Source organism: Polynucleobacter parvulilacunae, from assembly GCF_018881715.1.
GTDB lineage: Bacteria > Pseudomonadota > Gammaproteobacteria > Burkholderiales > Burkholderiaceae > Polynucleobacter > Polynucleobacter parvulilacunae.
The window spans coordinates 249,137-273,028 of sequence record NZ_JACVPW010000002.1; the positions used below are offsets into that span (position 1 = coordinate 249,137).

A 23,892-nucleotide genomic window follows, 5' to 3' on the forward strand; every position below is an offset into this window, starting at 1 on the left:
CTTCAAGTTTTAGATTGTCAGCCAAGCTAAGGTTGACTTCACCAAAGCTTCATCGCCTGGCTCGCTAGTAAAAACCTCACCAAACCCAATCATCTCTGCCGCATCCGCAATATTGTGATGTGGACATAAAGCACTAGCGGCACTCAAACCTTGGGTAAATTGATCTTTCATCACTTCGCCCAGATAGCGCACCGCTTCCGAGGAGGTGAGTAGCCAAAGTGATTTACTTAGGTCCATTTCTCTGACCAGTTGCCAGGAAGGGTTATCAAGATCCAAAGGTACGCGCGTGTAGGTTGAAATGACCTCTACTGTTGCGCCTGCCTTTTTCAAAGTGTCGGCCAGCCAATCACGGCCGCCCTCGCCTTTGAAGATCACTACTTTTTTATTCTGCCAATCCCACTGTAGAGTCTGAAGCTCTTTCCACAAACCTTCTGAATCCCAACTTTCGTTACTCTTGGGAATGATGATGGGTGTCGGCTTCTCCTCTAATCCGATACCATGATTTTTTAGCGCTAGATGACTACTGCCGCCCATCACACCAATCGGAATAATCTTCTTAGAAAAATCTTGCCAACCCCGCTCCAGTAAACGCATCACACTTTCAATGGCATTAGGACTTACAAAGATAGCAAGGTTAGCGTCAGTGAGAGCAGTGGCGATATGGTCAGCCAAATGTTCATCTGATTTAGGAACGATAGTTAATAAAGGTAAAGAAAGAATTTCTGGGAGACTACGCTTACCGACACCGCTTGCTTCAATGGCACGACTGAGTACCTCAACCAATTGACGTGCCTGACCACTAGGTCTGGTGACAACAATCGTTTTAGTACTCATGCTAAATGGCTACTTTTTCTTTGGCTTTTGGTTACTTAGCAATTTTGGGTATTAAATCTGCAGCGCCCTGTGCCAGCAAGTCTTTTGCAACGGCAAGTCCCAAGGCTTCTGCATCCTCAACCGATTGCACTGCCCCACCTCCCTGTGCCAGGCAAATCGCTTTGCCATCAGTACTAGCAACGAAGGAACGAATACGCATTTGGTTCTGATCCCACACCGCATGGGCCGCCAATGGCACCTCACACGAACCGCCAAGCTGGCGCGAAACCATGCGTTCAGCAGAAACAGCAAATAAAGTAGGTAAATCATTTAATGGGGCAAGCCATTGCTTGATATTGGGATGCTTGCTCAAAGTCTCAATACCTAAGGCACCCTGACCTGCAGCAGGAGTGTAAGGATCGCAAGGTAAGAATGCACGAATGCGTGACTCCAAACCTAAACGCTTTAGTCCGGCAGCAGCCAAAATAATGGCTTGATACTCGCCTTTATCTAACTTACCCATGCGGGTATCTAAATTACCGCGCAAAGGTTGAATAACGAGATGCGGAAACTTGGCACGAAGTACTGATTCGCGTCGCAAGCTCGAGGTGCCAACGATTGCACCGTGTGGCAACTCTTCTAGGCTTGCATAGTCATTCGAAACAAAGGCGTCTCTGGCATCTTCCCTAGCCATGACACAAGAGAGATCAAAACCCTCAGGCATCACCATCGGAACATCCTTCAGAGAATGAACTGCCAGATCTGCTCGACCATCCTCTAGAGCTGTTTCGAGCTCTTTCACAAAAAGGCCTTTGCCACCCACTTTAGAGAGGGCTCTGTCCAAAATCTGATCCCCACGGGTAGTCATCCCCAAAATCTGGACATCGCAGCCTGGATAGAGCTTTTTGAGGCAATCCCGGACGTGCTCAGCCTGCCACATGGCGAGGCGACTTTCACGGGAGGCGATTACGAGGCGCTTTGGGGCGTCTGATGGGGAGGAATTCAGGGTTTGGGACATAACATTTAAAATAATCAAAGACCTACACCAATATACTGTGTTTATGAGCTCATCAAATAATTCCTTAGCCAACAAAGCCCAAGCTTGGTCGGCCCGTTTTGCCGAACCTGTCGACGAACTTGTTCAGCGTTATACCGCTTCTATTGGCTTTGATCAACGCTTTGCCATGGTCGATATCGTCGGATCCTTGGCGCATGCCCAAATGTTGGCCACCCAAAAGATCATTAGCCAACAAGATTTAGCCGATATCCAAAAGGGCATGACTCAAATTAAGAGTGAAATCGAATCCGGTCAATTTGAGTGGCAATTGGCGCTTGAGGATGTACACCTCAACATCGAAGCACGCCTTACTGCATTAGTAGGCGATGCTGGCAAACGTTTGCATACCGGCCGTTCACGCAATGACCAAGTAGCAACCGATTTGCGTCTCTGGTTACGTGGCAGCGTGGATGACATTGCGGTCACCCTCAAAACTTTACGTCTGGCACTTTTGGATTTAGCTGAAAAGCATGCATCTACTATCATGCCTGGTCACACGCATTTACAAGTAGCGCAACCGATTACCTTTGGTCATCACTTGATGGCTTACTTCGAAATGTTTAGCCGTGATGCAAGTCGCTTAGCAGATTTGCGCGCTCGCTTTAATCGCTTACCTCTAGGTGCGGCTGCATTGGCTGGTACAACCTACCCTATCGATCGCGAGCAAGTGGCTAAGGCCTTAGGATTTGACGGCATCTGCAACAACTCTTTGGATGCCGTATCAGATCGTGACTTTGCGATTGAGTTCTGCGCCTTCTCATCGATCTTGATGATGCATGTCTCACGTCTTTCTGAAGAGCTGATCCTGTGGCTTAGTCCTCGCTTTGGCTTTATTGATCTACCGGACCGCTTCTGCACTGGCAGCTCAATCATGCCGCAAAAGAAAAACCCTGATGTTCCAGAATTAGCGCGCGGCAAGACCGGACGTGTTTATGGCGACTTGATTTCTTTATTGACCTTAATGAAAGGTCAGCCACTCGCCTACAACAAAGATAACCAAGAAGATAAAGAGCCATTGTTTGATGCAGTTGATACCGTGCAAGATACCTTGCGTATTTTTGCCGACATGATTCCTCACATTGAAGTTAAGGCCGAGGTAATGAAGAAAGCTGCTGAAGAAGGTTTTGCAACAGCAACCGACTTGGCTGATTACTTAGTGAAAAAAGGTTTGGCTTTCCGCGATGCGCACGAAGCAGTTGCTCATGCTGTTAAGGCTTGCGTAGGCAGAAACTGCATGCTGACTGACTTAAGTCTTTCTGAGTTGCGCTTTGCTTGTGGCTTAGACAATCGCCCTGAAATGATTAGTGATGATGTATTTGCCCTCCTCACCGTAGATGGCTCCGTTCAATCACGTCAACATGCTGGTGGCACCGCTCCAGCCCAGGTGCTTGCTGCTATCAAACGGGGTCGCGCAGACCTCTAAAAGGCATGGGGTTTTGGTCCAAACTCTCTGCAGGTATTGATTACGTAAACCAGTTTCTGGGCAAGGCAGCCAGCGTTATGATTTTGCTGTCTTGCGTTGTATCTGCGCTCAACGCTCTACTTCGATACGGCTTAGATATCAGTAACAACTGGCCCTTAGAACTTCAGTGGTATCTCTTTGCTGCCGCAGTCATGCTCGGCGCCTCTTACACACTCAAACGCAACGAACATGTTCGAGTAGATTTAATTTATTCCCAGCTCTCTGTTCGTGGGCGCTTGTGGGTTGATCTCTTTGGTTTGGTTTTCTTTTTAATGCCTGCCTGCTTCTTATTTGCCTGGCTCTCCTGGACCACACTCTTTTATCCATCGTGGTTGGTGATGGAGCACTCACTGAACTCTGGCGGTTTAGCGCGCTATCCCATTAAGTTCGTAGTGCCCTTTGGTTTTTTCATGCTGAGCCTTCAAGGCCTCTCAGAAATCATTAAACGTGTCGGTGCCCTGCAAGGCAAAATCACTTTGCCTGCCGAAGACCTTCAATACGAAAAGCCGATGCAATGATTCCATTAGAGTGGATGCCGCCATTAATGTTCGGCGGGCTAATCGTCTTTATGTTGATTGGCTTTCCGGTCGCTTTTTCACTCATGGCTGCTGGTTTATTTTTCTCGGCTATTGCGATTAGCGAAGGCTTCTTTGGAATGCCTTTTTTACAAGCTATTCCGCAGCGCATCTTTGGTAGCGTTCTTGCTAATGATCTACTGCTAGCCATTCCCTTCTTCACCTTTATGGGCGCCATCTTAGAGCGCTGTGGTCTTGCAGAAGAGATGCTCGACTCGATGGGGCAACTTTTTGGACGCGTACGTGGCGGCCTAGGATACTCGGTCATCATCGTCGGATTTATCTTGGGAGCGATTACTGGCACTGTAGCTGCTCAGGTGATCGCTATGGCGATGATCTCCCTGCCAGTGATGATGCGTTACGGCTACAACATGCGCTACGCCACAGGCGTTTTAGCAGCTTCCGGAACGATTACTCAACTGGTGCCGCCATCGCTGGTATTAATTGTTTTGGCAGATCAACTCAAAACGCAAAGTGGCAGCGCTGATGTAGGCAGTATGTATTTAGGCGCCTGGGGACCATCTCTCTTGCAGATTGGACTCTTTGCCCTCTACACCTTCTTCTTAAGTCGTGTTCGCCCTGACTATCTTCCACCAGTGCCAGCAAGCGATCTCACGCTAAAAGGTTGGGCGCTTTGGAAGAAATGCCTGATGGGAATCATTCCATCTGCGGTACTGATCTTCCTAGTGCTCGGTACGATCATGACTGGTATTGCCACCCCTACAGAATCCGGTGCGATGGGCGCCATGGGCGCCCTACTATTAGCCTGGCTTCGTAGAGCAAGCATCCCCAATCTGAAAGGATTGGTACAAGAGGCTTATCAGAACACCATGCGCATTACAGCTATGGTGGTGTTCATCTTGATTGGATCAACCTGCTTCTCTGTTGTCTTTCAAGGTGTGGATGGCGGCTTCTGGGTAGAAGAACTTTTCTCCAATCTACCTGGCGGCTGGATTGGATTCTTAATCGTTGTAAATTTATTTGTTTTCGTCTTAGCCTTCTTCCTGGACTTCTTTGAGATTGCCTTCATCGTTGTGCCGATGTTGGCACCAGTAGCCGTCAAACTCCTCTCACCAGTATTACTCGATTCGATGAATGGCAATCCTCAAGCCGCAGCGAGCGCTGCGCTAGTGTGGTTTGGTGTGATGCTGTGCGTAAATATGCAAACCTCATTTATGCACCCACCATTTGGTTTTGCACTCTTCTATCTGAGAGGCGTTGCGCCTAAGGAGGTGAAAAGTAGTGATATCTATTGGGGTGCACTACCTTGGGTAGGCTTGCAACTAGTGATGGTTGTATTGGTGATGGTATTCCCCGCCCTCGTGACGACACTCCTAGATAAACCCGCTACCGTTGTTCAGAGCCAAGACTTTAATTTCACAGGCGGCGAAGAGGGTAAATCAGATGCACCCTCAAGCAAAGAGGATGAGGATGCTCCAGTGACATTTCAACTGGATAAGCCAATCAAGTAGCATCCTACTTCAATTAAAGGAGGGGTTTTTCCCAAATTCGTGCCAAGAGTGGGTCTTTGTCTTAAAAATCCATTACGCTAGGGAAAATTCAAAATGGTTAACAAAATGAACTTCCCTTCCTTAATTAGCAAGACGCTTCCATTATGGATATTACCCCTCGTGCTAAGCGGGTGTGGATCAGCAACAGCCCCTGACTTCAGCGCGATGTCGGCAAAATATGCCAATACGCTCGAGCAATATCAAATCAATATGATTTTTCAGAATATTTTGCGCTCCTCTGAAGATCGTCCAGTGAGTTTTTTAGATATGCCAACAATCAACGGCTCGGGCTCCATTACTGCAACTCCATATGCCAGCGCATTTTTCTCGGGCGGCATTCTGCCTTACAACGCCAGCTATCTTCCAATCAATGGTGGATTAAATAGCATCACCCCCGGAGTATCGCTTTCAGTTGGCAATACATTTAACTTCACCCAATCCTCTTTAGATAACGCAGTATTTTGGAAGGGCTACTTAAGTGAACTGCCAGTAGAGATGGTTAAGTATTTTGAACACAACCATATACCGAAAGAAGTTCTACTCAGTCTAGTAGTTGACGAAATTATTATTACTCAGCCTGACGGCTCGCAAACTTATCTGATCAACAACCCGCTAAGACCTGACTATCCAGAGTTTCAAAAGCGACTTTATAAATTAATTGGCTACGGTCTTGGTGCTTACCTGGTAGATACCTCCCAAAAGATTGGCCCTCCAGCAAGCATGAGCACTCTTAAGGCAAATTTTGGAAGTAATGCGCTTGAAGCCATGAAGAGCGCAGATATCATTTTGCAAAAAGTCGGCTCACCCTCTGAGCTTACATTTCAACCAATTCAAGTATCAAAAAAATATAAACTCTGCATCAATGCTAATAAGTACGAAAACTTTGTTCGGGAAGAGTTTGGCGATGAGCTCTTCTGCCAAGAAACGCTGGCACAAGAGCTAAAGAAGGGCAACCTCACTAAGAAAGCACTGCCCAAGGCTGAAATTCGGATACGCTCAACAAATAATATATTTGAGTTCCTAGGCCAGGTAGTGAAAGCCCAATTAGCTGATCCACCTTATATGCTGACGCTACCCCCAACAGCCACTACTTTTAACAGTAATAAAAAGACCTCGAATGAGCATGCATTGCTAGTAGTCGATAAGGATAAGCCTCAAACAAGACCCTTTTCAACCATTGAAGGCTTGGATGGTAGTGTCTACAGCATCCCAAGCCAAAACAACGGCTATTCACCGCTCGCCATTAAGCTACTATCCCAATTTATGTCGTTGCAGAAAATTCCGGGAAGCATCCCAGCATCACCATCGGTATTGCTGAAATAGAAACCGCTCAAGCATTAATAAATGAGGCCCCTAGGGGCCTCATTTATTATAGGGAGCAACTATTCCTTATTGAAGAGCACTGAATTACTCGTAGTGATAACGGCAAGCAATAATGACTAACTGATCTTTTTCAATGGCGTATACCAGGCGATGAACATCATCAATTCTTCTAGACCAAAATCCTGACAGACTCTCTCTAAGCTCTTCAGGTTTTCCGATTCCCTCTTTGGGATTTCTTAAAGCATCTTTAATTAAAACAATAATGCGCTTTAAGGTTTTCTTATCCTGCCCCTGCCAGTAAAGATAGTTAGACCACGCTGCATTTGTCCACACTAGCCTACTAAGCATCCAACAGAGCCTTTGCTTTGGTCTGTCCTTTGCGATATTGCGCTAATGATTTCTCCAAATGCTTCACGTTAGCCGGAGATTTTAATAAATGGAATGTTTCCATCATGCTGTTATAGGTATTCAAGGACATCACTACAGCATCCTCCGCGTCTCTGCGCGAGATCACAGCAACATCGCAATCAGCCACTACCTGATCAATGACTTGTTTAAATTGATTTCTAGCATCGGAAAAATTAATGACTCTCATGACAATCTTTGACTTGTTCTATATATCGTACAAGGATAAAGACTGCCCAAATTGAGTGCATGTAAAAAACCCCGCAAAAGCGGGGTTCTGGGACTAAAAAACGATATAGATCAAAGTGTTATGTCGCGCTCTTGCCTGACACAATCGACGTAATACTCACTCCTACCATCGACATTGGTTTTAACAAGCCCATGGATATCCGTCTCAAATCCAGGGAACTTCTCATTGAAGTCTCTTGCGAAGTAGAGGTAGTCAATGATGCGCTTATTAAAGCGCTCGCCTGGAATTAGCAATGGAATACCAGGAGGATATGGAGTAACAAGCATTGCCGTTACACGTCCCTCCAACTGATCCAATGGCACGCGATCCACTTGCTTATGCGCCATCTTCGCCCAAGCCTCTGAAGGCATTATGGCGGGAACCATATCGGAGGTATACATCTCGGTAGTCATACGCGCTACATCACGACTCTTATAGAACTCATGAATTTGCTGGCAGATATCTTTTAAGCCTACGCGCTCATAGCGTGGATGCTTAGCGACAAACTCTGGCAATACTTTCCAGAGTGGTGCATTTTTATCAAAGTGATCTTTAAACTGTTGCAATTCAGTAACGAGCGTATTCCAACGACCCTTGGTAATGCCGATCGTGAACATGATGAAGAATGAGTAGAGACCGCACTTCTCTACGATCACCCCGTGTTCAGCAAGATACTTAGTGACGATGCTGGCTGGAATACCCATAGAGCCAAAGTTTCCCTCAATATCCAATCCAGGCGTAACCACAGTAGCCTTAATAGGGTCGAGCATATTGAAGTCTTTGGCGAGCTTGCCAAAGTCATGCCATGCAGCTGATGGCTCAAGAACCCAATCGGAGCGCTCGCCAATACCCTCTTCAGCCAAATGATCTGGGCCCCAAACCTTGAACCACCAATCAGCGCCGAACTTGTCGTCCACTTCGCGCATAGCGCGGCGGAAGTCCATAGCTTCAGCAATTGACTCCTCGACTAGCGTTGTGCCCCCAGGAGATTCCATCATGGCAGCTGAAACGTCACAGGAAGCAATAATCGCGTACTGTGGGCTAGTTGAGGTGTGCATCAAATAGGCTTCATTAAAGCAATCACGATCCAACTTAGTGTCTTCTGCGTCTTGTACCAATACCTGTGATGCCTGGGATAAACCAGCGAGTAACTTATGGGTAGACTGCGTTGCAAACATCAAACTCTTCTTGGTGCGCTTACGATCTGAACCAATGGCATGCATATCCTTGTAGAAAGGATGGAAGGCGGCATGCGGCAACCAAGCCTCATCAAAATGCAATGAATCCACTTTGCCATCAAGCATCTCTTTAATCATCTCAACGTTGTAAACAATGCCGTCATAGGTACTTTGCGTCAAAGTCATCACGCGAGGCACTACGTTTTTATCTTTAATAAATGGATTGGCATCGATTTTCTTTTGGATATTCTTCCACTCAAACTCTTCTTTCGGAATTGGTCCAATAATGCCCAAGTGGTTACGGGTAGGCATTAAGAAGATAGGGATTGCGCCCATCATGGTGATGGAATGAATGACTGACTTATGACAGTTACGGTCAACCAAGACGACGTCACCAGGGGCAACTGTTGAGTGCCAAACAATTTTGTTTGAAGTGGATGTGCCATTGGTGACGAAGAACAAATGGTCAGCATTAAAGATGCGGGCAGCATTACGCTCACTCTGCAAGACTGGGCCGGTATGGTCTAGAAGCTGACCCAACTCTTCAACGGCATTACAGACGTCGGCACGCAACATATTCTCACCAAAGAATTGATGGAACATACGACCCACGGGACTCTTTAGGAAAGCCACGCCACCGGAATGGCCTGGGCAATGCCATGAATACGAGCCTTCAGAAGCGTAGTTAGTTAATGCGCGGAAGAATGGCGGCGCTAATGAATCTAAATAAACCTTAGCTTCACGAATAATGTGACGTGCCACGAATTCTGGGGTGTCTTCATTCATATGAATAAAGCCATGCAACTCGCGCAAGATGTCGTTTGGCATATGACGTGATGTGCGTGTCTCGCCATACAAGAAGATCGGAATATCTTCGTTACGCTTACGTACTTCAGTAATAAAAGCACGCAAGTTATTTAAGGCTGGAAGATCATTATCTTCAGAGTCAGAATCAAACTCTTCATCATCAATTGAGACAATGAATGAGGATGCACGAGAAGCTTGCTGCGCAAACGAAGTCAGGTCACCATAGCTAGTTAAGCCAATAACCTCCATACCTTCATTCTCAATCGCCTCAGCGAGGTCACGAATTCCCGAACCCGAAATATTTTCGGAGCGGAAGTCCTCATCAATGATGATGATTGGGAAACGAAATTTCATAAATACTCCCCTGCTAACTTGTCCGATGTATTCGGAACCCACTTATCAAAATTGGTTAGATCAATTACTCGATCGCCGCCTGGTAATGCTGTGACTATATCGATGAATGTCGCATTTTGCTGTACATCTTTAGGCAAGTAAACATGGCGCGCATAAACCTGGTTGGCTAAGCTCTCATGGTAGCCCGTAAAGGTAATGAGCAAATGCCATTGGCGCTCAAGTACTGTTTTACCTAAGTAGTCCTTTAATGCGCTTGACTCATCAATACTGTGCATCGCTGTCCAAGTTAAAGAAAATACTGGACTCTCTGAACGATGGAGCTGCAACTCCACAGATCTACGATAACGCTCACCCTCGCTAGTCATACTTTCTGCAATGAGCCACAATCGTAGCTGCGCCTCAACAATATGTGAACTACGATCATTAGCCACGCGAAACTTAAATGTTTTTACGCCGTCATGGTTACCCACTACAGCTACTTTAGAGAAGCGCACTCCTGCAGTCGGCCGGGTAAAGCGTGCGAACGCCAAACCAGTGGTTAATGCAGAGTAGACAATTCCAAAGAACGCTTCAAAAGTCACAATCGCATTAGGCCAACTACCAACCGGAGTCATTCGGCCATATCCGATGGTTGCCATCGTTTGCACACTAAAGAAAAAGACATCCAACAATGAGCCCGGTCGAGCATTAGTGATAGCGCCATCCCCACATGCGATATAAGCAAAAGCAAATAAAAGGTTTGTACCGAGATATACAAAAACAACTAGCAACATAAAGCTAGTCCAGGTGGTACCTAGCAGCCAATGATAGAAATTATTCTCTGGGCGCGCCATTTCGGAGCGCGAGAGTGTGGCGCGATAATCTTCTAAATTAATCCGTGCAGGACGGCGATTAAATAGAAATTTACGCACTACCGTAATAGCTTAGGTCTTAGGCAGGGTAACGCCCCGCTGACCTTGATACTTACCACCGCGATCTTTATATGATGTTCCACACACTTCATCACTCTCAAAGAAGAGTACTTGCGCACACCCTTCACCCGCATAAATCTTTGCAGGCAATGGCGTGGTATTTGAAAACTCTAAAGTGACATAACCTTCCCACTCAGGCTCAAATGGAGTCACGTTCACAATAATTCCGCAGCGTGCATAAGTACTCTTGCCAACGCAAACGGTTAATACGCTACGAGGAATCTTGAAATACTCTACTGTTCTTGCTAATGCAAATGAGTTTGGTGGAATGATGCAAACATCGCCCTTGAAGTCGACAAACGATTGCTCATCAAAATTCTTTGGATCAACGATGGTGCTATTGATGTTGGTAAAGATCTTGAATTCGTCTGCACAACGAATGTCATAGCCATAGCTTGATGTGCCATAACTTACGATTTTGTTACCGGCGGCGTCTTGGCGAACTTGCCCAGGTTCAAATGGGCTGATCATGCCTTGCTCGCCCATGCGGCGGATCCAGTGGTCAGATTTAATAGTCATGGCCGAATTGTAAAACCTTCGCCCTCACCTGCCCACGAATTTATTGGGGTTTTTGGGTAAAAATGACCCTCTCCGGGGCGTTATAGATCTCAAAGTGTTTACCGGAGCAGCGGGAGAGGATGGTGAGATTGGTTTTGCGTGCCAGCTCAAGACCCATCAAGGTCACTCCAGAGCGGGTTAGGAGGAAAGGGACGCCCATCTGAGCCCCCTTAATCACCATCTCGGAGGTCAGGCGACCGGTGGTAAAGAAAATCAAATCCTTACCCGGTTTATTGGCGAGCCACATCAGGCCAGAAATCGAGTCGACCGCATTATGTCGACCCACATCTTCAATGAAATGTAAAAGTTGGACCCCTTCATTACCGTCTCGCTCAAAGACAGCGCAGGCATGGACTGAGCCGGACTTCTTATAGATCGTGTCATGCATCCGAATCGAGTCAATTAAAGCAACTATTGCCTCCTGGGATAGTGCCGGCCCATCAGGAAGCTGGATCTCATCCATCTCTTCAATCAAGCCGCCAAACATCGTTCCCTGGCCGCAACCAGTCGTCACTACCCGCTTGCTGGTCAGCGCATCAATATCGACGGTACTCCGGCGGGTTTTCACCGCTGCTGAATCCGTTTCCCAATCCACCTGAATGCTCTCAATATCATCCGGCGACTCCACGAGGCGCTGGTTACGCAAATAACCCAGGACCAAGGCTTCTGGAGCGCTTCCCAAGGTCATGAGTGTCACAACCTCGCGCTTGTCCAGATAAATGGTTAAGGGGCGCTCACCAGGAATATGGGTCTTTTTAAGGCGCCCCATTTCATCCATGACCTCAACCTCATGCACCACGGGCACGGAGGCACAGGACATCTGAATGGTCGGTTTTGCTGCCATAAATACTCTCTAAAATCGGGCTGAACTGAAGTTTATCGGGGTTTAGTAAGACTCCGGGGAGCTTTACTTTAACCGCAGACTAAAATCACTGCATAAGCCAGCATAATTGAGCTCTGCACCCTATTTAACGTATTTAACTTTCTTACCAACCTTCTTATTTAAGTCCGCATTACATGAGCAGTTCTGAACGCCGCCTTCTTGTTACTTCCGCCCTACCGTATGCCAATGGTCAGATCCATATCGGTCATTTGGTGGAATACGTGCAGACTGATATCTGGGTTCGCTTTCAAAGAATGCGTGGCCATGAAGTGCACTACGTTGGCGCCGACGACACCCATGGCACCCCCATCATGTTGCGTGCTGAAAAAGAAGGCCTCACACCAAAGGAACTGATCGCTAATGTTTGGAAAGAACATAAGCGTGACTTTGATAACTTCCTCATCTCATTTGATAACTACTACACGACCGATAGCCCTGAGAATGAAAAGCTGTCGCAAGATATTTATATCAAGCTTCGCGATGCAGGTTTAATTGAGAAGCGCGCGATTGAGCAAGCTTACGATCCCGTTAAAGAAATGTTTTTGCCGGATCGCTTTATCAAAGGCGAATGCCCTAAGTGCGGCGCTAAAGATCAATATGGTGATAACTGTGAAAAATGTGGTGCGACGTATTCACCTACGGATTTAAAGAATCCCTTCTCGGTAGTGAGCGGTGCAACACCAATCAAAAAGATTTCAGATCACTACTTCTTTAAGTTATCTGATCCACGCTGCGAAGAGTTCTTACGCGAGTGGACTCAAGTAAAAACACCCTTGCAGCCTGAAGCTCGCAATAAGATGAAAGAATGGGTTGGTCAGCCCGGTGAAAGCAAGTTGGGCGACTGGGATATCTCCCGCGACGCCCCGTATTTCGGGTTTGAGATCCCCGATGCGCCAGGCAAGTACTTCTATGTGTGGCTTGATGCCCCGATTGGTTACTACGCTAGCTTTCTCAATTATTGCCAGTCTAAAGGTCTTAATTTTGACGAGTGGGTTAAGCCAGATACCACCACTGAGCAATACCATTTCATTGGTAAAGATATTCTATATTTCCACACCTTATTTTGGCCAGCAACACTAAAGTTTTCTGGCTATCGCACTCCGACCAATGTATTTGCTCATGGATTCTTGACCGTTGATGGTGAGAAGATGAGTAAATCACGTGGTACTTTGATTTCCGCAAACAGCGTGATCGAATGCGGCTTTAATCCAGAGTGGTTCCGTTATTACTTTGCAACCAAACTCAATGACAGTATGGAAGATTTAGATTTAAATCTTCAGGACTTTGTTGCACGCGTAAACAGCGATCTACTCGGCAAGTACATCAATATTGCAAGCCGCAGCGCTGGCTTCTTGGTAAAACGATTTGGTGGCGTTGTTTCTGATGAGGCGATGAACGATCCACTCCTCAAAGAAATTGCAGCAAGTAGTGAAAAAATTGCAGAACTCTATGAGGGACGCGAATTCGCAAAAGCACTGCGCACCGTAATGGAACTCGCCGATAAAGTAAATGGCTTTGTGGATGAGAATAAGCCCTGGGAAATCGCCAAAGATCCGGAACGTGAAGCGGATTTGCAAAGAGTCTGCAGCATCACTTTAGAAGCCTTCCGGATGATGAGTCTCTATCTGAAGCCGGTTATTCCTCAGGTAGCAGCTGGAGTTGAAGAATTCTTCGCCTTGCCTCCCCTTTCTTGGACGGACATCAATACTCCGCTTTCCAGCAAGAACCCCATCAAGCCTTACAAGCACCTGATGACCCGAGTGGAAGCACCTCAAATTGAGGCTTTGCTGGCTGCAAACTTGTAAAAAGCCCCCTAAAAAGCACCTATAATGGCGGTTGTAGTCCCTAGATAACTTTTCGAATTAATTTCATAAGTTATTGAATTTATTGAGTATTATAGGAAATGCTATGGCAAGATATCAATCTGAAATCACCCAGTTCTTAACTGAACTCAAAACCGAGCATCCAAACCTCGAGGCTGAACAGCAAGCCGGTCGCGCCCTCCTTTGGGATAAAGAGCCATTGAGCGTTGAAGACCAGCGTCGCGCCAAAGAGGCAAAACTCAAGCAACGCGCTTACGTGTACTCGAATGACTAATCAAGGCAATGAGCCTAGCGCTCAGCCAATCTCAGATTTGCTAGACAGCACCCCATCGGTTACCGATGGCATGTCGGAAGCGTTCGCCAAACTTTATGGCGAGCCGCTTTTTAAGCTCCCCACCGATCTTTATATTCCACCAGATGCTCTAGAAGTTTTTCTAGAGGCTTTTGAAGGTCCTTTAGATCTATTGCTGTATTTGATTCGTAAGCAGAACTTTAATGTTCTCGACATTCCGATGGCGCAGGTTACTCAACAGTACCTTAGCTACATCGATCAAATTCGTCATCACAATCTAGAGCTGGCTGCTGAGTATTTGCTCATGGCTGCCATGTTGATTGAAATTAAATCTCGCATGCTCCTGCCAATGAAGAAAGCAGATAGCGAGGAAGAAGTTGAAGATCCACGCGCAGAATTAGTGCGTCGCCTCTTAGAGTATGAGCGCATGAAGCTTGCTGCTCAAGAGCTCGATCAAATTCCACAACAAGGTCGCGACTTCCAGGTTGCGCACGGCTACGTAGATACCACCATTGCGATTGCTTGGCCAGATGTCAACGTAGAAGACTTGCAGATGGCATGGCGTGATGTGCTCCACCGTGCCAAACTGACTCAGCATCACACTATTACGCGCGAAGAATTATCTGTGCGCGACTTCATGACACGTATCTTGCGTCGCCTGCAAAGCACTAAATTTGTAGAGTTCAGTGAGTTATTTGAAGATGCTATTAAATCTGGCAAAGGCATCCCCGTAGTGATCGTAAACTTCATTGCGATGCTTGAGCTCTCACGCGAAGCCTTGGTAGAAATTACTCAAGCCGAGCCGTATGCGCCAATTTATGTGCGCCTCGCCTATACCCCTGTTGCATGAAAATCATTAGCGACATACAAGAATTACGCGACCATCTAAGAGGTCAAAACCGCGCTTCATTTGTGCCGACTATGGGCAACCTTCATGAAGGTCACCTATCTTTGATGCGCTTGGCAAGACAACATGGCGACCCTGTAGTGGCCAGTATCTTTGTGAACCGTTTGCAGTTTGGTCCTAATGAAGATTTTGACAGCTACCCGCGCACGATGCAGGCGGATATTGATAAGCTGGAAAAAGAAGGTGTCTACATCCTCTTTGCACCGACTGAGCGAGATCTCTACCCACAACCGCAAGAGTACCGAGTTGATCCACCGCAGCAGTTGGGCGACATTCTCGAAGGCGAGTTCCGCCCTGGATTCTTTAAAGGCGTTTGTACCGTTGTTCTCAAACTCTTTTCTTGTGTGCAGCCTAAGGTTGCTGTGTTTGGTAAAAAAGATTACCAGCAGTTGATGATTATTCGTCAGATGGCCAAGCAATTTGCTTTGCCAGTAGAAATTATTCCTGGTGAAACCATTCGCGCAGAAGATGGCCTTGCCCTCTCCTCCCGCAACGGCTACCTCTCTGTGGAAGAGCGCGCTGAAGCACCAGAGTTAATGAAGGCGCTCAAAGAAGTTCGGGAGCGAGTCATCCAACTAAAGGATCGCAACAGCCAATCTATTTCCGAGATCGAAAAAGCTGCTGTTGCTTCTTTAGCGAAACGTGGCTGGCAACCAGACTACATTGCCATTCGTCAACAATGCGATTTAGCGCCAGCATCAAACGAGCAATTGCAAGCTGGTGAGCCACTCGTCATTCTGACAGCCGCTAAGCTTGGCAAAACACGTTTGATTGATAACCTAGAGATTTAATCTCTGGGTCTCCCAACTCCAATGGGGCGATAGTCTATATCCTCCTTAAATAATTTCTACAAGGTCAATATGAATACTATTAACGTAAATCGCCGTCTCGCACTCAAAGGCATTGGCGTACTTGGAGCTACTGGAGCGCTTACTGCATGTGGTGGCGGAAGCTCTTCATCTTCAACCCCAGCAACCGCAAGCATTCAATACTTCACCGAGCCATATATGCCAGCGGGATCCACTGAAATTACCGGCGTAAGAGGTGTTGGCAACTCTACCGATGTCTTCCTTACAGGTATCAATATGGATACCACTACTACACCCACAACCAATTACGGCTTACTCTATCGCGGCCCTCTATTGATCCCTGGCGTAAATAGCTGGAATAAAATTGGTCCAGCCAAGACAATTAATAAAGCAGGTGGAGGAAGCGATACTTCTTCAGGTCTGAACTTTTACGGCCCCAATGGTGGGACAAGTCCTGGAACTATCGTAGTGGTTGGAAACTACAATTTACCTGGCGTAACTACAGCATACGGTCTGCTTTACCAAGGCGCCCTAGATGGATCCGGGACTTACACTCAAATTTTGCCTACTGCTCCAGCAGGAGGAACGGTCAGCAGCACTATTGCACATAGCAATATGAATGGCTATGTTGTCGGAAACTACAACACCACACTGGATTTCGCTAGTCATGCATTTATTATGGCTATAGGTAGCAACCCAACCAACCCGAGTACCTATACCTATACCGAGATTCCACTTAGCGTAGTTACCGGTGGTGCAGCAAGCATTACTGCATATGGTATTTGGTATAACTCCAGCCTCAATAATTACACCATCGTCGGTGGATATAGCAAGGTGATTGGGGAGAATGGTTTATCGACGGGCTACATAGTTGACTGGAGTCCAAGCGCTGGGTTTTCTAATTTCACCCCGCTCTTTTATAACAATGATTTGACCACCTCCAAGGTTTCACACGTCGAAGGTATCACCACAGATAACGCGGGTGGTTACTATCTTTCAATTGACTGGGCTCAAACCGCTTCAACATACCCAACTGGTGCAGCACTAGCTCAAGTAAGTCGCAACTCCTCTGGAGGCTTTGGCACACCGGTGTGGACAAACTTTGCCTTCCCGGGCGCTGAGATTACCTCTGCGAATACTGTATTTGAAAAGAATGTCTTGGGCGTATACAAGGGACCAGCACCAACAACGCCTTACCTTGCCGTATTCCCGTAATCGCATTAAAAAATGCTGTCAAAAAAGCCCCGCACTGCGGGGCTTTTTATTACCTATACTTATGTGGGCATTCAAAAAATCTAAGTAACTCATCTACTCCGGTAGATAAAAACGGATTACCTACTCACTCGGATACTCAATCTTCAATAATGAATACTTGGTTATTCGAGCTTTGTAGCAAAACAGACGAAATAAATATACCTGCTGGGATCGTCAAAACTGCATTGCCAGCATAGAAATTAATGGCATCATAATCAGACCCCAGAATTGGTGGCACCAATGGATTTATTGTTATTAGTGATGCCACATTCAGCAATCCAATCGCACTTCATAGAGCGCGCTTAGCAGAGCTGATTAACTTCATTTTTTAAAGGCCAACTGTATAAGTCGCCATAACGGTCGTAGTGGATACAGTCTGAAATGGCTCCTGACGATAAATGCCGGTGATACCAATGCGCTGATTCTTTTCGACATCGTAGTAGGCACCTAACGTAGCAGTAGGCCTTGTTTTAACTGGATTAGCATTAAAGTTAATTGGTGTCAGACCATTTAGTCCAGAAGCAGAGTAAGTGCCATTAGCGGTATTGGTATCCGATTCGACGCCCGCGCTTGCAAATAGTGTGGCCTTAGGAATAAAACGATATGAAGCTCCCACTCCTGCTAATGCCGTAGTGGCATTTGTATTGAGAGCGCTGTAAGTTAATGGCGTGGTGACTGTTGCTGATGTGCCTTCTGTGTAGCCCCCCATATTATTTTGGGTGTAACGCATACCAACATAAGGTGAAACAATGACCTCAGGCAATACTGCAAATCCATATTTAGCAGTGACTTGCGCGCCTTGACTATTTAATTGCGATGATCCTGAACCTGGTTCTGAAGCACCAACAATTTGTCTTGTAATAGTGGTGTTCTTTTGGCCATAGGCTGCTGCAACTTTAATCTCTGTCCCAGTGCCATCTAAGCGCTGATTCCATGCGCCAAACAAGCCAATCACTGGCGTGTTATTACCTAGACTCACTACCGAGCCTGCGTTATTAACAGAAAGATTTTGGTCAATATAGGCGCCTAAACGATAGTTTTGATAGGGACGATAAGCCGCAATCAATAGACCGCTGGTGTTGTTTAGCCCATTCGCTGCTTGCACAGCAGTATTGCGACCACCGGCAGAGATACAAATATTATTAGCGCCAAATTCCTTACAGTCATAAAAAAAACTATTGGCAATGACTGAGTTCTGAAGAGTGTAGATATTCTGAAGGGCTGAGACGCTATTCACAAGTGAGAGCTGAGTATCAATTGCATTTGGGCCAGCAGCGATTGTGAGATACACATCATTAGCATCGTAAGTTAATCCATATGCTGAATTGGTATAAGCCGATAAGTTGGTACTTAAACTGCCAAAAGCCCCCACAACTCCACCTGTAGCAGTTAGTAGAGTGTATTTGCCGACGACATACTTTCCTGGTGAAGCATTGAGTGATAAAGAACCAGCCAATGTTGCGTTGCCGTTGATATTTAATTGCTGAAAGCTATTTGGGTTAGCTGTCATCAATAACTTGCCTGAAGACCCTTGGGTGTATGTCTGAACGCTAACCCTGCTTGTCGCATTCGTAATATCTAAAGTGCCATTGTTGGTCACACTAGTAGAGTTTGCAATCGAGCCTGACCCAGCAATAGCCAATGTAGAACCAGCATCTACAGCGGTAGGCCCGGTATACGTATTAACAGCACTTAAATTTAATGTGCCGCCGCCCTGCACCCCGAGACCTCCTGAGGCTGTGTCATCAGTGATCGGGGTGGTAACTGTAGTAGTTGAGCCGGGCGCCACTGTATATATTGCTGGTGGAAATACATAAGGAACGCCCGAGATTCCAAAGTTAAAACCGCTAAAGTCCTCGGGTACTGTTACGGTCCAGCTAATACTTGAATACAGCCCTTTAAATAAAATAGTACCAGCACCCTCTTGGCCGTTTAGCGTCAAATTATTATTTGTTGCGTATAAACAGTTATTTCCGGAGGAGCAAGCTGCGGTATTAAGAATAGTGAATGGCTGTGTAAATGTATATGCGGATAGTGAACCCGGCTGACCCAATGAATAAATTGACATCACCACATTTGAGACTGGACGACTAAACGAGAGTGTGTGAGAAGCGTAAGAGCCAACACCTCCACCAGTTTGCGCAATGAGATTCGTTGATGTAGATGGAGCCACGGTAACGTATGGGGAAGAAATATAACTTGCAGGAGCGCCCGCCCCTATAGACCATCGTGAACAACTACTATTACCAAGGCAGCTGTAAGGCGCTACAACCTCACCAGTTAAGTTAACGCTAACAGTGTTATTCAGAATTGGATCTACAACAGAACCGGTGGCAGCACCATAATATTGTTCGCCATATGAATTTGTACCAATAATTCCGCCGCTCGCAGTAAAGCCTGCCCATTGATTTGTGGACTGAGCATTAGAAGCTGCTCCAAGCAAGCCAATTGAAAGAAGGAGCAAGGCTTTAATATATTTAATCATTTTGTAATTTATGGCGATATTTTCTGTTCGAAATTATACAAAACAGAAGGTCTTGGTCTTTACAAAACCAACAAAAGTAATCCTATGCGACAGGATTTAAAGCGTAAAGAACTGCCCTACCTCTAGATTTAACTCTTTAGCCAACTCAGCGCCAGTGACCTTACCTGCAGCGCCTTTAGCTTTGAGGACTTCAATCTGTCCGCCGTGGCAGGTGACGAAGAATGAATCTAGTGTGATCTGAGTTACTTCTCCAGGCTTGCCTTTGACGGCGCCGAATGTAGCAGCAACATGCTTATGGCAATCGTAGATCTGTACTTTTTGTTCACCAAACTTCGTCCACGCACCAGGTGCTGGATTACATGCACGAATCAGGTTATAAATTTGACTGATATGCGTTGCCCAATGAATCTGCGCAGCGTTTGCATCAAACCAACCTTCGTAGTTGGCTTGTGATTCATCTTGAACGATTTCTTGATGCTTACCTGCCACTACTAAGTCAGCAGCTTCGAGTAGCGCTTTAACACCAACTGGAAATAAATGATCGAAGTAGATCTTGCCTAATGTGTCGTTAGGCCCAATGACTACTTCTTTTTGCAAAATTACTTCGCCTTCATCTAAACCATCGGATGGACGGAAAATAGTGAGGCCAGTTTTCTCTTCACCTAATGCGATTGCCCAGTTAATGGCACTTGGACCGCGATATTTAGGCAACAAGGATGGGTGGTACTGAATAGTGCCGTGCTTTGGAATCTTGCAGAGCTCTTGCGGCACAAACTGAATGACGTAAGCCATCACGCAGATGTCTGCATTGGCATCAATCATGGCCTGTGCAGCCTCTGGACCCTTTAGTGATGCGAACTGCAAGGGGGTTAAGCCCCTCGCTAGCGCTGCTTCTTTTAAGACTTCGGGTTTGCTTGATTTGGGATTATCAGGTGGACAGAAAACAGCAACGACTTCATCGCCACGATCTAAAAAAGCATCTAAAGCCGCTTTACCAAAATCTGCACTTCCAATCAAAGCAACCCGCATCTTAGATCACCTTATCGTGACGAAGAGAAATCAACTCATCGGTTGAGTAACCTAACTCACTAAGAATCTCATCAGTATGCTCACCGAGCAATGGTGAACGAGTCACATCGGTTGGGCTATCAGACATCTTGATTGGGTTACCAACAGTAAGGTACTTGCCACGAATCGGATGATCCACTTCAACGACAGTACCAGTTGCACGTAATGCTGGCTCTTCAGCGATTTCTTTCATAGAAAGAATTGGGCCACATGGAATGTCGTACTTATTCAACACATCCATCACTTCAAACTTAGTCATCGTCATCGTCCACTTTTCGATCTCGCCGAAAATTTCCATGAGGTGTGGCAAGCGTGCCATTGGTGATGCAAAACGCACATCGGTAATCCAATCTTCACGACCAATTACTTTACAAATTGCTTCCCATACTGGAGCTTGAACGATTACGTACATATAGGCGTTTGGATCAGTTTCCCAGCCCTTACACTTCACAATCCAACCTGGCTGACCACCGCCAGAGGCATTGCCTGCGCGGGGTACAGAGTCGCCGAACTCGCCATTCGGAAACTGTGGGTACTCCTGCATCAGGCCAACACGCTCTAAACGCTGTTGATCGCGCAACTTCACACGGCACAAGTTCAATACCGCATCTTGCATTGCTGCCAATACCTTCTGGCCACGGCCGGAGTGTGTACGCTGATAAAGTGCAGTAACGATACCTAATGCCAAATGCAAACCAGTGCCACTGTCACCGATTTGTGCACCGGTCACCATTGGAGGGCCATCATCAAAACCAGTTGTTGATGCAGAGCCGCCAGCACATTGCGCTACGTTCTCATACACTTTGCAATCTTCGTATGGGCCAGGACCAAAGCCTTTTACAGAAGCCATGATCATCATAGGATTGAGTTCTTGAATACGCTCCCAAGAAAAACCCATGCGATCGAGCGCGCCCGGTGCAAAGTTCTCAACCAATACGTCGCACTCTTTAATCAAGCGCTCCAGAATTTCTTTACCTTTTTGAGTTTTGGTATTCACGGTAATAGAACGCTTGTTGTGGTTCAACATCGTAAAGTACAAACTATCCGCATCGGGAATATCACGCAATTGACCGCGTGTCGCATCGCCTTCGCCAGATTTTTCTACTTTGATTACGTCCGCACCAAACCAAGCCAGTAACTGAGTACAGGTTGGGCCTGATTGAACGTGCGTAAAGTCGAGGATTTTGACCCCTTCTAGTGCTTTTGCCATGATTTAAGTCCTAATAAGAATGAAATTTTGAATTGAGGCAATTTTACCAGCGGGAAATAGGGAAAATCAGGGCGTGCCCAATTTTTGGGCACAGTCAGCATCTAAGCCTGTATTGGTATCACTTCAAGACTAAATGCGGCTAAGCCTGGGGATTTTCAAGATCGGAAATGCGCTTTTTAAGAGCCCTGTCCTCAGCAAAGCGAGCTGTTTCATCCCGGATGATGGCCACCACCCCATTGGCCTTGCCAGAGGGGTCAAATAGCATTCCTACAGTAAAGGCGATAGATATAGTGCCCCCATCTTTATGTTTCGCAGGCACCCTTAATAGAGACGTTCCATAACGGGTCGTACCCGTCTCCATCGAATGGTTGTAACCCTCGTTGTGTTTTTGGCGTTGACGCTCGGGAACGATGAGATCCAATGTTTGACCAAGAGCCTCTTGTTCGGAATATCCAAAGATGCGAGTAGCAGCAGGATTCCACAGCACGATGTTTTCATGAGCATCTGCAACGATAATGGCATCGCCCACGCACTCTACTAATTGGTGTAAGTCAATACTTGTCTTCATGAAGTCAGTCTATAGGGTTTTTGAGAAATAAAAAAGGCGCTCACAAGGAGCGCCTTCAAAGTAACTGCAGTTAAGCAGACAATTATTTTTATTAAACCGCTTTAGCTGTATGCAACTTAGCGATGTCATCAGCGCTATAGCCAAGATCAGCCAATACTTCGTCAGTGTGCTCACCCAATACTGGTGATGGACCAACTTCGATTTCCAAATCAGAGAACTTGATTGGGCTACCGATTGTCAAATACTTGCCGCGTACTTTGTGGTCCACTTCAACGATAGAACCGCTCTTACGCAAGTCTGGTGAAGCAGCCAATTCTTTCATTGAGAGAACTGGAGCACATGGAATATCGAACTTGCGGAGAATGTCCACGGCTTCGTATTTAGTCTTGTCTTTGAGCCAGTCTTCGATTGTTGCGAAGATGTCAAAAATCTTGTCTTGACGAGCTTCAGCAGTCATGTACGCTGGATCAGTTGCCCACTCTGGCTTACCAATCGCACGAGTAATTGGCTCCCAAGCGTGACCTTGAATAGTGAAGTAGATGTATGCGTTTGGATCTGTTTCCCAACCCTTACACTTCAACACCCAACCTGGCTGACCGCCACCACCAGCGTTACCGCCACGTGGAACTACGTCAGTGAATGAACCGTGTGGGTACTGTGGGTACTCTTCCAAGTAACCAATTTTGTCCAAACGTTGTTGATCACGCAACTTCACACGGCACAAGTTCAATACAGCGTCTTGCATTGAGCAAGATACTTTTTGACCTTTGCCAGTTTTTTGACGTTGCATCAACGCTGTCAAGATACCGATTGCCAAGTGCATACCAGTATTAGAGTCACCCAATGCAGCAGCAGAAACTGTAGGAGGACCATCCCAGAAACCAGTTGTGGAAGCAGCACCACCAGCACACTGAGCCACGTTCTCATACACTTTTAAGTCTTCGTATGAGTGGCCATCGCTAAAGCCTTTTACAGAAGCCATGATCATTTTTGGATTCAATTCTTGAATACGCTTCCAAGAGAATCCCATGCGATCCAAAGCGCCTGGGCCAAAGTTCTCAACCATCACGTCAGAAGTCTTGATCATCTTCTCTAAAACTTCTTTACCTTCTTGAGTTTTAGTATCCAAGGTCAAAGAGCGCTTATTGCCGTTCAACATAGTGAAGTACAAAGCATCTGCGCCTGGAATATCGCGCAATTGGCTACGAGTTACGTCGCCAGAGCCTGGACGCTCAACTTTAATTACGTCAGCGCCATACCATGCCAACAACTGAGTACATGCAGGACCTGCTTGTACGTGTGTGAAGTCAATAATGCGAATACCGTCTAATGGTTTAGTCATGTGTGTTT

At 46.4% G+C, this 23,892-nt stretch carries 23 protein-coding genes; 9 read left to right on the plus strand and 14 right to left on the minus strand.

Annotated elements, in window-relative coordinates:
* Nucleotides 1-9: 9 nt before the first annotated feature.
* Nucleotides 10-834 carry a uroporphyrinogen-III synthase gene (locus ICN18_RS06525; RefSeq protein ID WP_216189703.1) on the minus strand — a complete coding sequence of 275 codons (825 nt, stop codon included), beginning with the start codon at nucleotides 832-834 and terminating at the stop codon, nucleotides 10-12.
* Nucleotides 835-865: 31 nt separating this feature from the next.
* Nucleotides 866-1,831 (minus strand): hydroxymethylbilane synthase, encoded by a 966-nt coding sequence (hemC, locus tag ICN18_RS06530; protein WP_216189704.1) that lies wholly within the window; start codon nucleotides 1,829-1,831, stop codon nucleotides 866-868.
* Between the two features lie 43 nt (nucleotides 1,832-1,874).
* Here hemC and argH point away from each other — a divergent pair, with 43 nt between their 5' ends.
* The 4 genes from argH to ICN18_RS06550 all read left to right on the plus strand — a co-directional run bounded on the left by argH (nucleotide 1,875) and on the right by ICN18_RS06550 (nucleotide 6,741).
* On the plus strand, nucleotides 1,875-3,293 hold the full coding sequence (gene argH / locus ICN18_RS06535) for an argininosuccinate lyase (protein WP_216189705.1): 1,419 nt from the start codon (nucleotides 1,875-1,877) through the stop codon (nucleotides 3,291-3,293).
* 5 nt (nucleotides 3,294-3,298) lie between these two features.
* Nucleotides 3,299-3,850 carry a TRAP transporter small permease subunit gene (locus ICN18_RS06540; RefSeq protein ID WP_216189706.1) on the plus strand — a complete coding sequence of 184 codons (552 nt, stop codon included), beginning with the start codon at nucleotides 3,299-3,301 and terminating at the stop codon, nucleotides 3,848-3,850.
* Nucleotides 3,847-5,379, plus strand: coding sequence for a TRAP transporter large permease (locus tag ICN18_RS06545; protein ID WP_216189707.1), 1,533 nt, complete (start codon nucleotides 3,847-3,849; stop codon nucleotides 5,377-5,379). The genes ICN18_RS06540 and ICN18_RS06545 overlap by 4 nt, the downstream gene beginning before the upstream one ends.
* A gap of 105 nt (nucleotides 5,380-5,484) precedes the next feature.
* Nucleotides 5,485-6,741, plus strand: a complete 1,257-nt coding sequence (locus ICN18_RS06550; RefSeq protein ID WP_216189708.1) for a hypothetical protein — start codon at nucleotides 5,485-5,487, stop codon at nucleotides 6,739-6,741.
* 84 nt (nucleotides 6,742-6,825) lie between these two features.
* Here ICN18_RS06550 and ICN18_RS06555 read toward each other — a convergent pair whose 3' ends face one another.
* The 6 genes from ICN18_RS06555 to ICN18_RS06580 all read right to left on the minus strand — a co-directional run bounded on the left by ICN18_RS06555 (nucleotide 6,826) and on the right by ICN18_RS06580 (nucleotide 12,087).
* The gene (locus ICN18_RS06555; protein ID WP_216189709.1) at nucleotides 6,826-7,089 is read right to left on the minus strand and encodes a Txe/YoeB family addiction module toxin; all 264 of its coding nucleotides are present in this window, start codon (nucleotides 7,087-7,089) and stop codon (nucleotides 6,826-6,828) included.
* Nucleotides 7,082-7,336: a type II toxin-antitoxin system Phd/YefM family antitoxin gene (locus ICN18_RS06560; RefSeq protein WP_216189710.1), complete on the minus strand. Its 255-nt coding sequence runs from the start codon at nucleotides 7,334-7,336 to the stop codon at nucleotides 7,082-7,084. The genes ICN18_RS06555 and ICN18_RS06560 overlap by 8 nt, the downstream gene beginning before the upstream one ends.
* A gap of 110 nt (nucleotides 7,337-7,446) precedes the next feature.
* A complete protein-coding gene (locus tag ICN18_RS06565; protein ID WP_216189711.1) occupies nucleotides 7,447-9,714 on the minus strand; it encodes an arginine/lysine/ornithine decarboxylase in 2,268 nt (755 codons plus the stop codon).
* On the minus strand, nucleotides 9,711-10,625 hold the full coding sequence (locus tag ICN18_RS06570; protein ID WP_216189712.1) for an ion channel: 915 nt from the start codon (nucleotides 10,623-10,625) through the stop codon (nucleotides 9,711-9,713). Before ICN18_RS06570 ends, ICN18_RS06565 begins: the two co-directional genes overlap by 4 nt.
* Nucleotides 10,626-10,637: 12 nt before the next feature.
* On the minus strand, nucleotides 10,638-11,204 hold the full coding sequence (gene dcd, locus ICN18_RS06575) for a dCTP deaminase (protein ID WP_071464932.1): 567 nt from the start codon (nucleotides 11,202-11,204) through the stop codon (nucleotides 10,638-10,640).
* Nucleotides 11,205-11,244: 40 nt separating this feature from the next.
* Entirely contained in the window at nucleotides 11,245-12,087 is an 843-nt protein-coding gene (locus ICN18_RS06580) for a formate dehydrogenase accessory sulfurtransferase FdhD (protein WP_216189713.1), read from the minus strand.
* Nucleotides 12,088-12,260: 173 nt separating this feature from the next.
* On the opposite strand from ICN18_RS06580, the gene metG reads away from it, so the two are divergent.
* The 5 genes from metG (at nucleotide 12,261) to ICN18_RS06605 (ending at nucleotide 17,172) form a co-directional block, all read left to right on the plus strand.
* Nucleotides 12,261-13,931, plus strand: coding sequence for a methionine--tRNA ligase (gene metG / locus ICN18_RS06585; RefSeq protein WP_216189714.1), 1,671 nt, complete (start codon nucleotides 12,261-12,263; stop codon nucleotides 13,929-13,931).
* 103 nt (nucleotides 13,932-14,034) lie between these two features.
* Nucleotides 14,035-14,223 (plus strand): DUF3460 family protein, encoded by a 189-nt coding sequence (locus ICN18_RS06590; RefSeq protein ID WP_215357447.1) that lies wholly within the window; start codon nucleotides 14,035-14,037, stop codon nucleotides 14,221-14,223.
* Nucleotides 14,216-15,091 (plus strand): segregation and condensation protein A, encoded by an 876-nt coding sequence (locus tag ICN18_RS06595; RefSeq protein ID WP_216189715.1) that lies wholly within the window; start codon nucleotides 14,216-14,218, stop codon nucleotides 15,089-15,091. Before ICN18_RS06590 ends, ICN18_RS06595 begins: the two co-directional genes overlap by 8 nt.
* A complete protein-coding gene (gene panC / locus ICN18_RS06600; protein WP_216189716.1) occupies nucleotides 15,088-15,939 on the plus strand; it encodes a pantoate--beta-alanine ligase in 852 nt (283 codons plus the stop codon). The genes ICN18_RS06595 and panC overlap by 4 nt, the downstream gene beginning before the upstream one ends.
* 69 nt (nucleotides 15,940-16,008) lie before the next feature.
* Entirely contained in the window at nucleotides 16,009-17,172 is a 1,164-nt protein-coding gene (locus ICN18_RS06605; RefSeq protein ID WP_216189717.1) for a hypothetical protein, read from the plus strand.
* Between the two features lie 136 nt (nucleotides 17,173-17,308).
* On the opposite strand, the gene ICN18_RS06610 is transcribed toward ICN18_RS06605, so the two are convergent.
* From ICN18_RS06610 to frc (ICN18_RS06635), 6 genes are all read right to left on the minus strand, one after another.
* Nucleotides 17,309-17,479 carry a hypothetical protein gene (locus ICN18_RS06610; RefSeq protein ID WP_216189718.1) on the minus strand — a complete coding sequence of 57 codons (171 nt, stop codon included), beginning with the start codon at nucleotides 17,477-17,479 and terminating at the stop codon, nucleotides 17,309-17,311.
* 60 nt (nucleotides 17,480-17,539) lie between these two features.
* Nucleotides 17,540-19,696: an autotransporter outer membrane beta-barrel domain-containing protein gene (locus ICN18_RS06615; protein ID WP_216189719.1), complete on the minus strand. Its 2,157-nt coding sequence runs from the start codon at nucleotides 19,694-19,696 to the stop codon at nucleotides 17,540-17,542.
* 96 nt (nucleotides 19,697-19,792) lie between these two features.
* Nucleotides 19,793-20,725 (minus strand): methionyl-tRNA formyltransferase, encoded by a 933-nt coding sequence (locus ICN18_RS06620; RefSeq protein ID WP_216189720.1) that lies wholly within the window; start codon nucleotides 20,723-20,725, stop codon nucleotides 19,793-19,795.
* A gap of 1 nt (nucleotide 20,726) precedes the next feature.
* Entirely contained in the window at nucleotides 20,727-21,974 is a 1,248-nt protein-coding gene (gene frc / locus ICN18_RS06625; protein WP_087908557.1) for a formyl-CoA transferase, read from the minus strand.
* Between the two features lie 139 nt (nucleotides 21,975-22,113).
* A complete protein-coding gene (locus ICN18_RS06630) occupies nucleotides 22,114-22,542 on the minus strand; it encodes a PAS domain-containing protein (RefSeq protein WP_216189721.1) in 429 nt (142 codons plus the stop codon).
* 91 nt (nucleotides 22,543-22,633) lie between these two features.
* Complete coding sequence (gene frc / locus ICN18_RS06635) at nucleotides 22,634-23,884, minus strand: formyl-CoA transferase (RefSeq protein WP_216189722.1); 1,251 nt, start codon at nucleotides 23,882-23,884, stop codon at nucleotides 22,634-22,636.
* Between the last annotated feature and the right edge of the window lie 8 nt (nucleotides 23,885-23,892).

Bases quoted from the DNA above. Each gene is read 5' to 3' on its own strand.
- ICN18_RS06525 (WP_216189703.1), bottom strand. From the start codon at position 834: ATGAGTACTAAAACGATTGTTGTCACCAGACCTAGTGGTCAGGCACGT.
- hemC (WP_216189704.1), bottom strand. From the start codon at position 1,831: ATGTCCCAAACCCTGAATTCCTCCCCATCAGACGCCCCAAAGCGCCTC.
- argH (WP_216189705.1), top strand. From the start codon at position 1,875: ATGAGCTCATCAAATAATTCCTTAGCCAACAAAGCCCAAGCTTGGTCG.
- ICN18_RS06540 (WP_216189706.1), top strand. From the start codon at position 3,299: ATGGGGTTTTGGTCCAAACTCTCTGCAGGTATTGATTACGTAAACCAG.
- ICN18_RS06545 (WP_216189707.1), top strand. From the start codon at position 3,847: ATGATTCCATTAGAGTGGATGCCGCCATTAATGTTCGGCGGGCTAATC.
- ICN18_RS06550 (WP_216189708.1), top strand. From the start codon at position 5,485: ATGAACTTCCCTTCCTTAATTAGCAAGACGCTTCCATTATGGATATTA.
- ICN18_RS06555 (WP_216189709.1), bottom strand. From the start codon at position 7,089: ATGCTTAGTAGGCTAGTGTGGACAAATGCAGCGTGGTCTAACTATCTT.
- ICN18_RS06560 (WP_216189710.1), bottom strand. From the start codon at position 7,336: ATGAGAGTCATTAATTTTTCCGATGCTAGAAATCAATTTAAACAAGTC.
- ICN18_RS06565 (WP_216189711.1), bottom strand. From the start codon at position 9,714: ATGAAATTTCGTTTCCCAATCATCATCATTGATGAGGACTTCCGCTCC.
- dcd (WP_071464932.1), bottom strand. From the start codon at position 11,204: ATGACTATTAAATCTGACCACTGGATCCGCCGCATGGGCGAGCAAGGC.
- ICN18_RS06580 (WP_216189713.1), bottom strand. From the start codon at position 12,087: ATGGCAGCAAAACCGACCATTCAGATGTCCTGTGCCTCCGTGCCCGTG.
- metG (WP_216189714.1), top strand. From the start codon at position 12,261: ATGAGCAGTTCTGAACGCCGCCTTCTTGTTACTTCCGCCCTACCGTAT.
- ICN18_RS06590 (WP_215357447.1), top strand. From the start codon at position 14,035: ATGGCAAGATATCAATCTGAAATCACCCAGTTCTTAACTGAACTCAAA.
- ICN18_RS06595 (WP_216189715.1), top strand. From the start codon at position 14,216: ATGACTAATCAAGGCAATGAGCCTAGCGCTCAGCCAATCTCAGATTTG.
- panC (WP_216189716.1), top strand. From the start codon at position 15,088: ATGAAAATCATTAGCGACATACAAGAATTACGCGACCATCTAAGAGGT.
- ICN18_RS06605 (WP_216189717.1), top strand. From the start codon at position 16,009: ATGAATACTATTAACGTAAATCGCCGTCTCGCACTCAAAGGCATTGGC.
- ICN18_RS06615 (WP_216189719.1), bottom strand. From the start codon at position 19,696: ATGATTAAATATATTAAAGCCTTGCTCCTTCTTTCAATTGGCTTGCTT.
- ICN18_RS06620 (WP_216189720.1), bottom strand. From the start codon at position 20,725: ATGCGGGTTGCTTTGATTGGAAGTGCAGATTTTGGTAAAGCGGCTTTA.
- frc (WP_087908557.1), bottom strand. From the start codon at position 21,974: ATGGCAAAAGCACTAGAAGGGGTCAAAATCCTCGACTTTACGCACGTT.
- ICN18_RS06630 (WP_216189721.1), bottom strand. From the start codon at position 22,542: ATGAAGACAAGTATTGACTTACACCAATTAGTAGAGTGCGTGGGCGAT.
- frc (WP_216189722.1), bottom strand. From the start codon at position 23,884: ATGACTAAACCATTAGACGGTATTCGCATTATTGACTTCACACACGTA.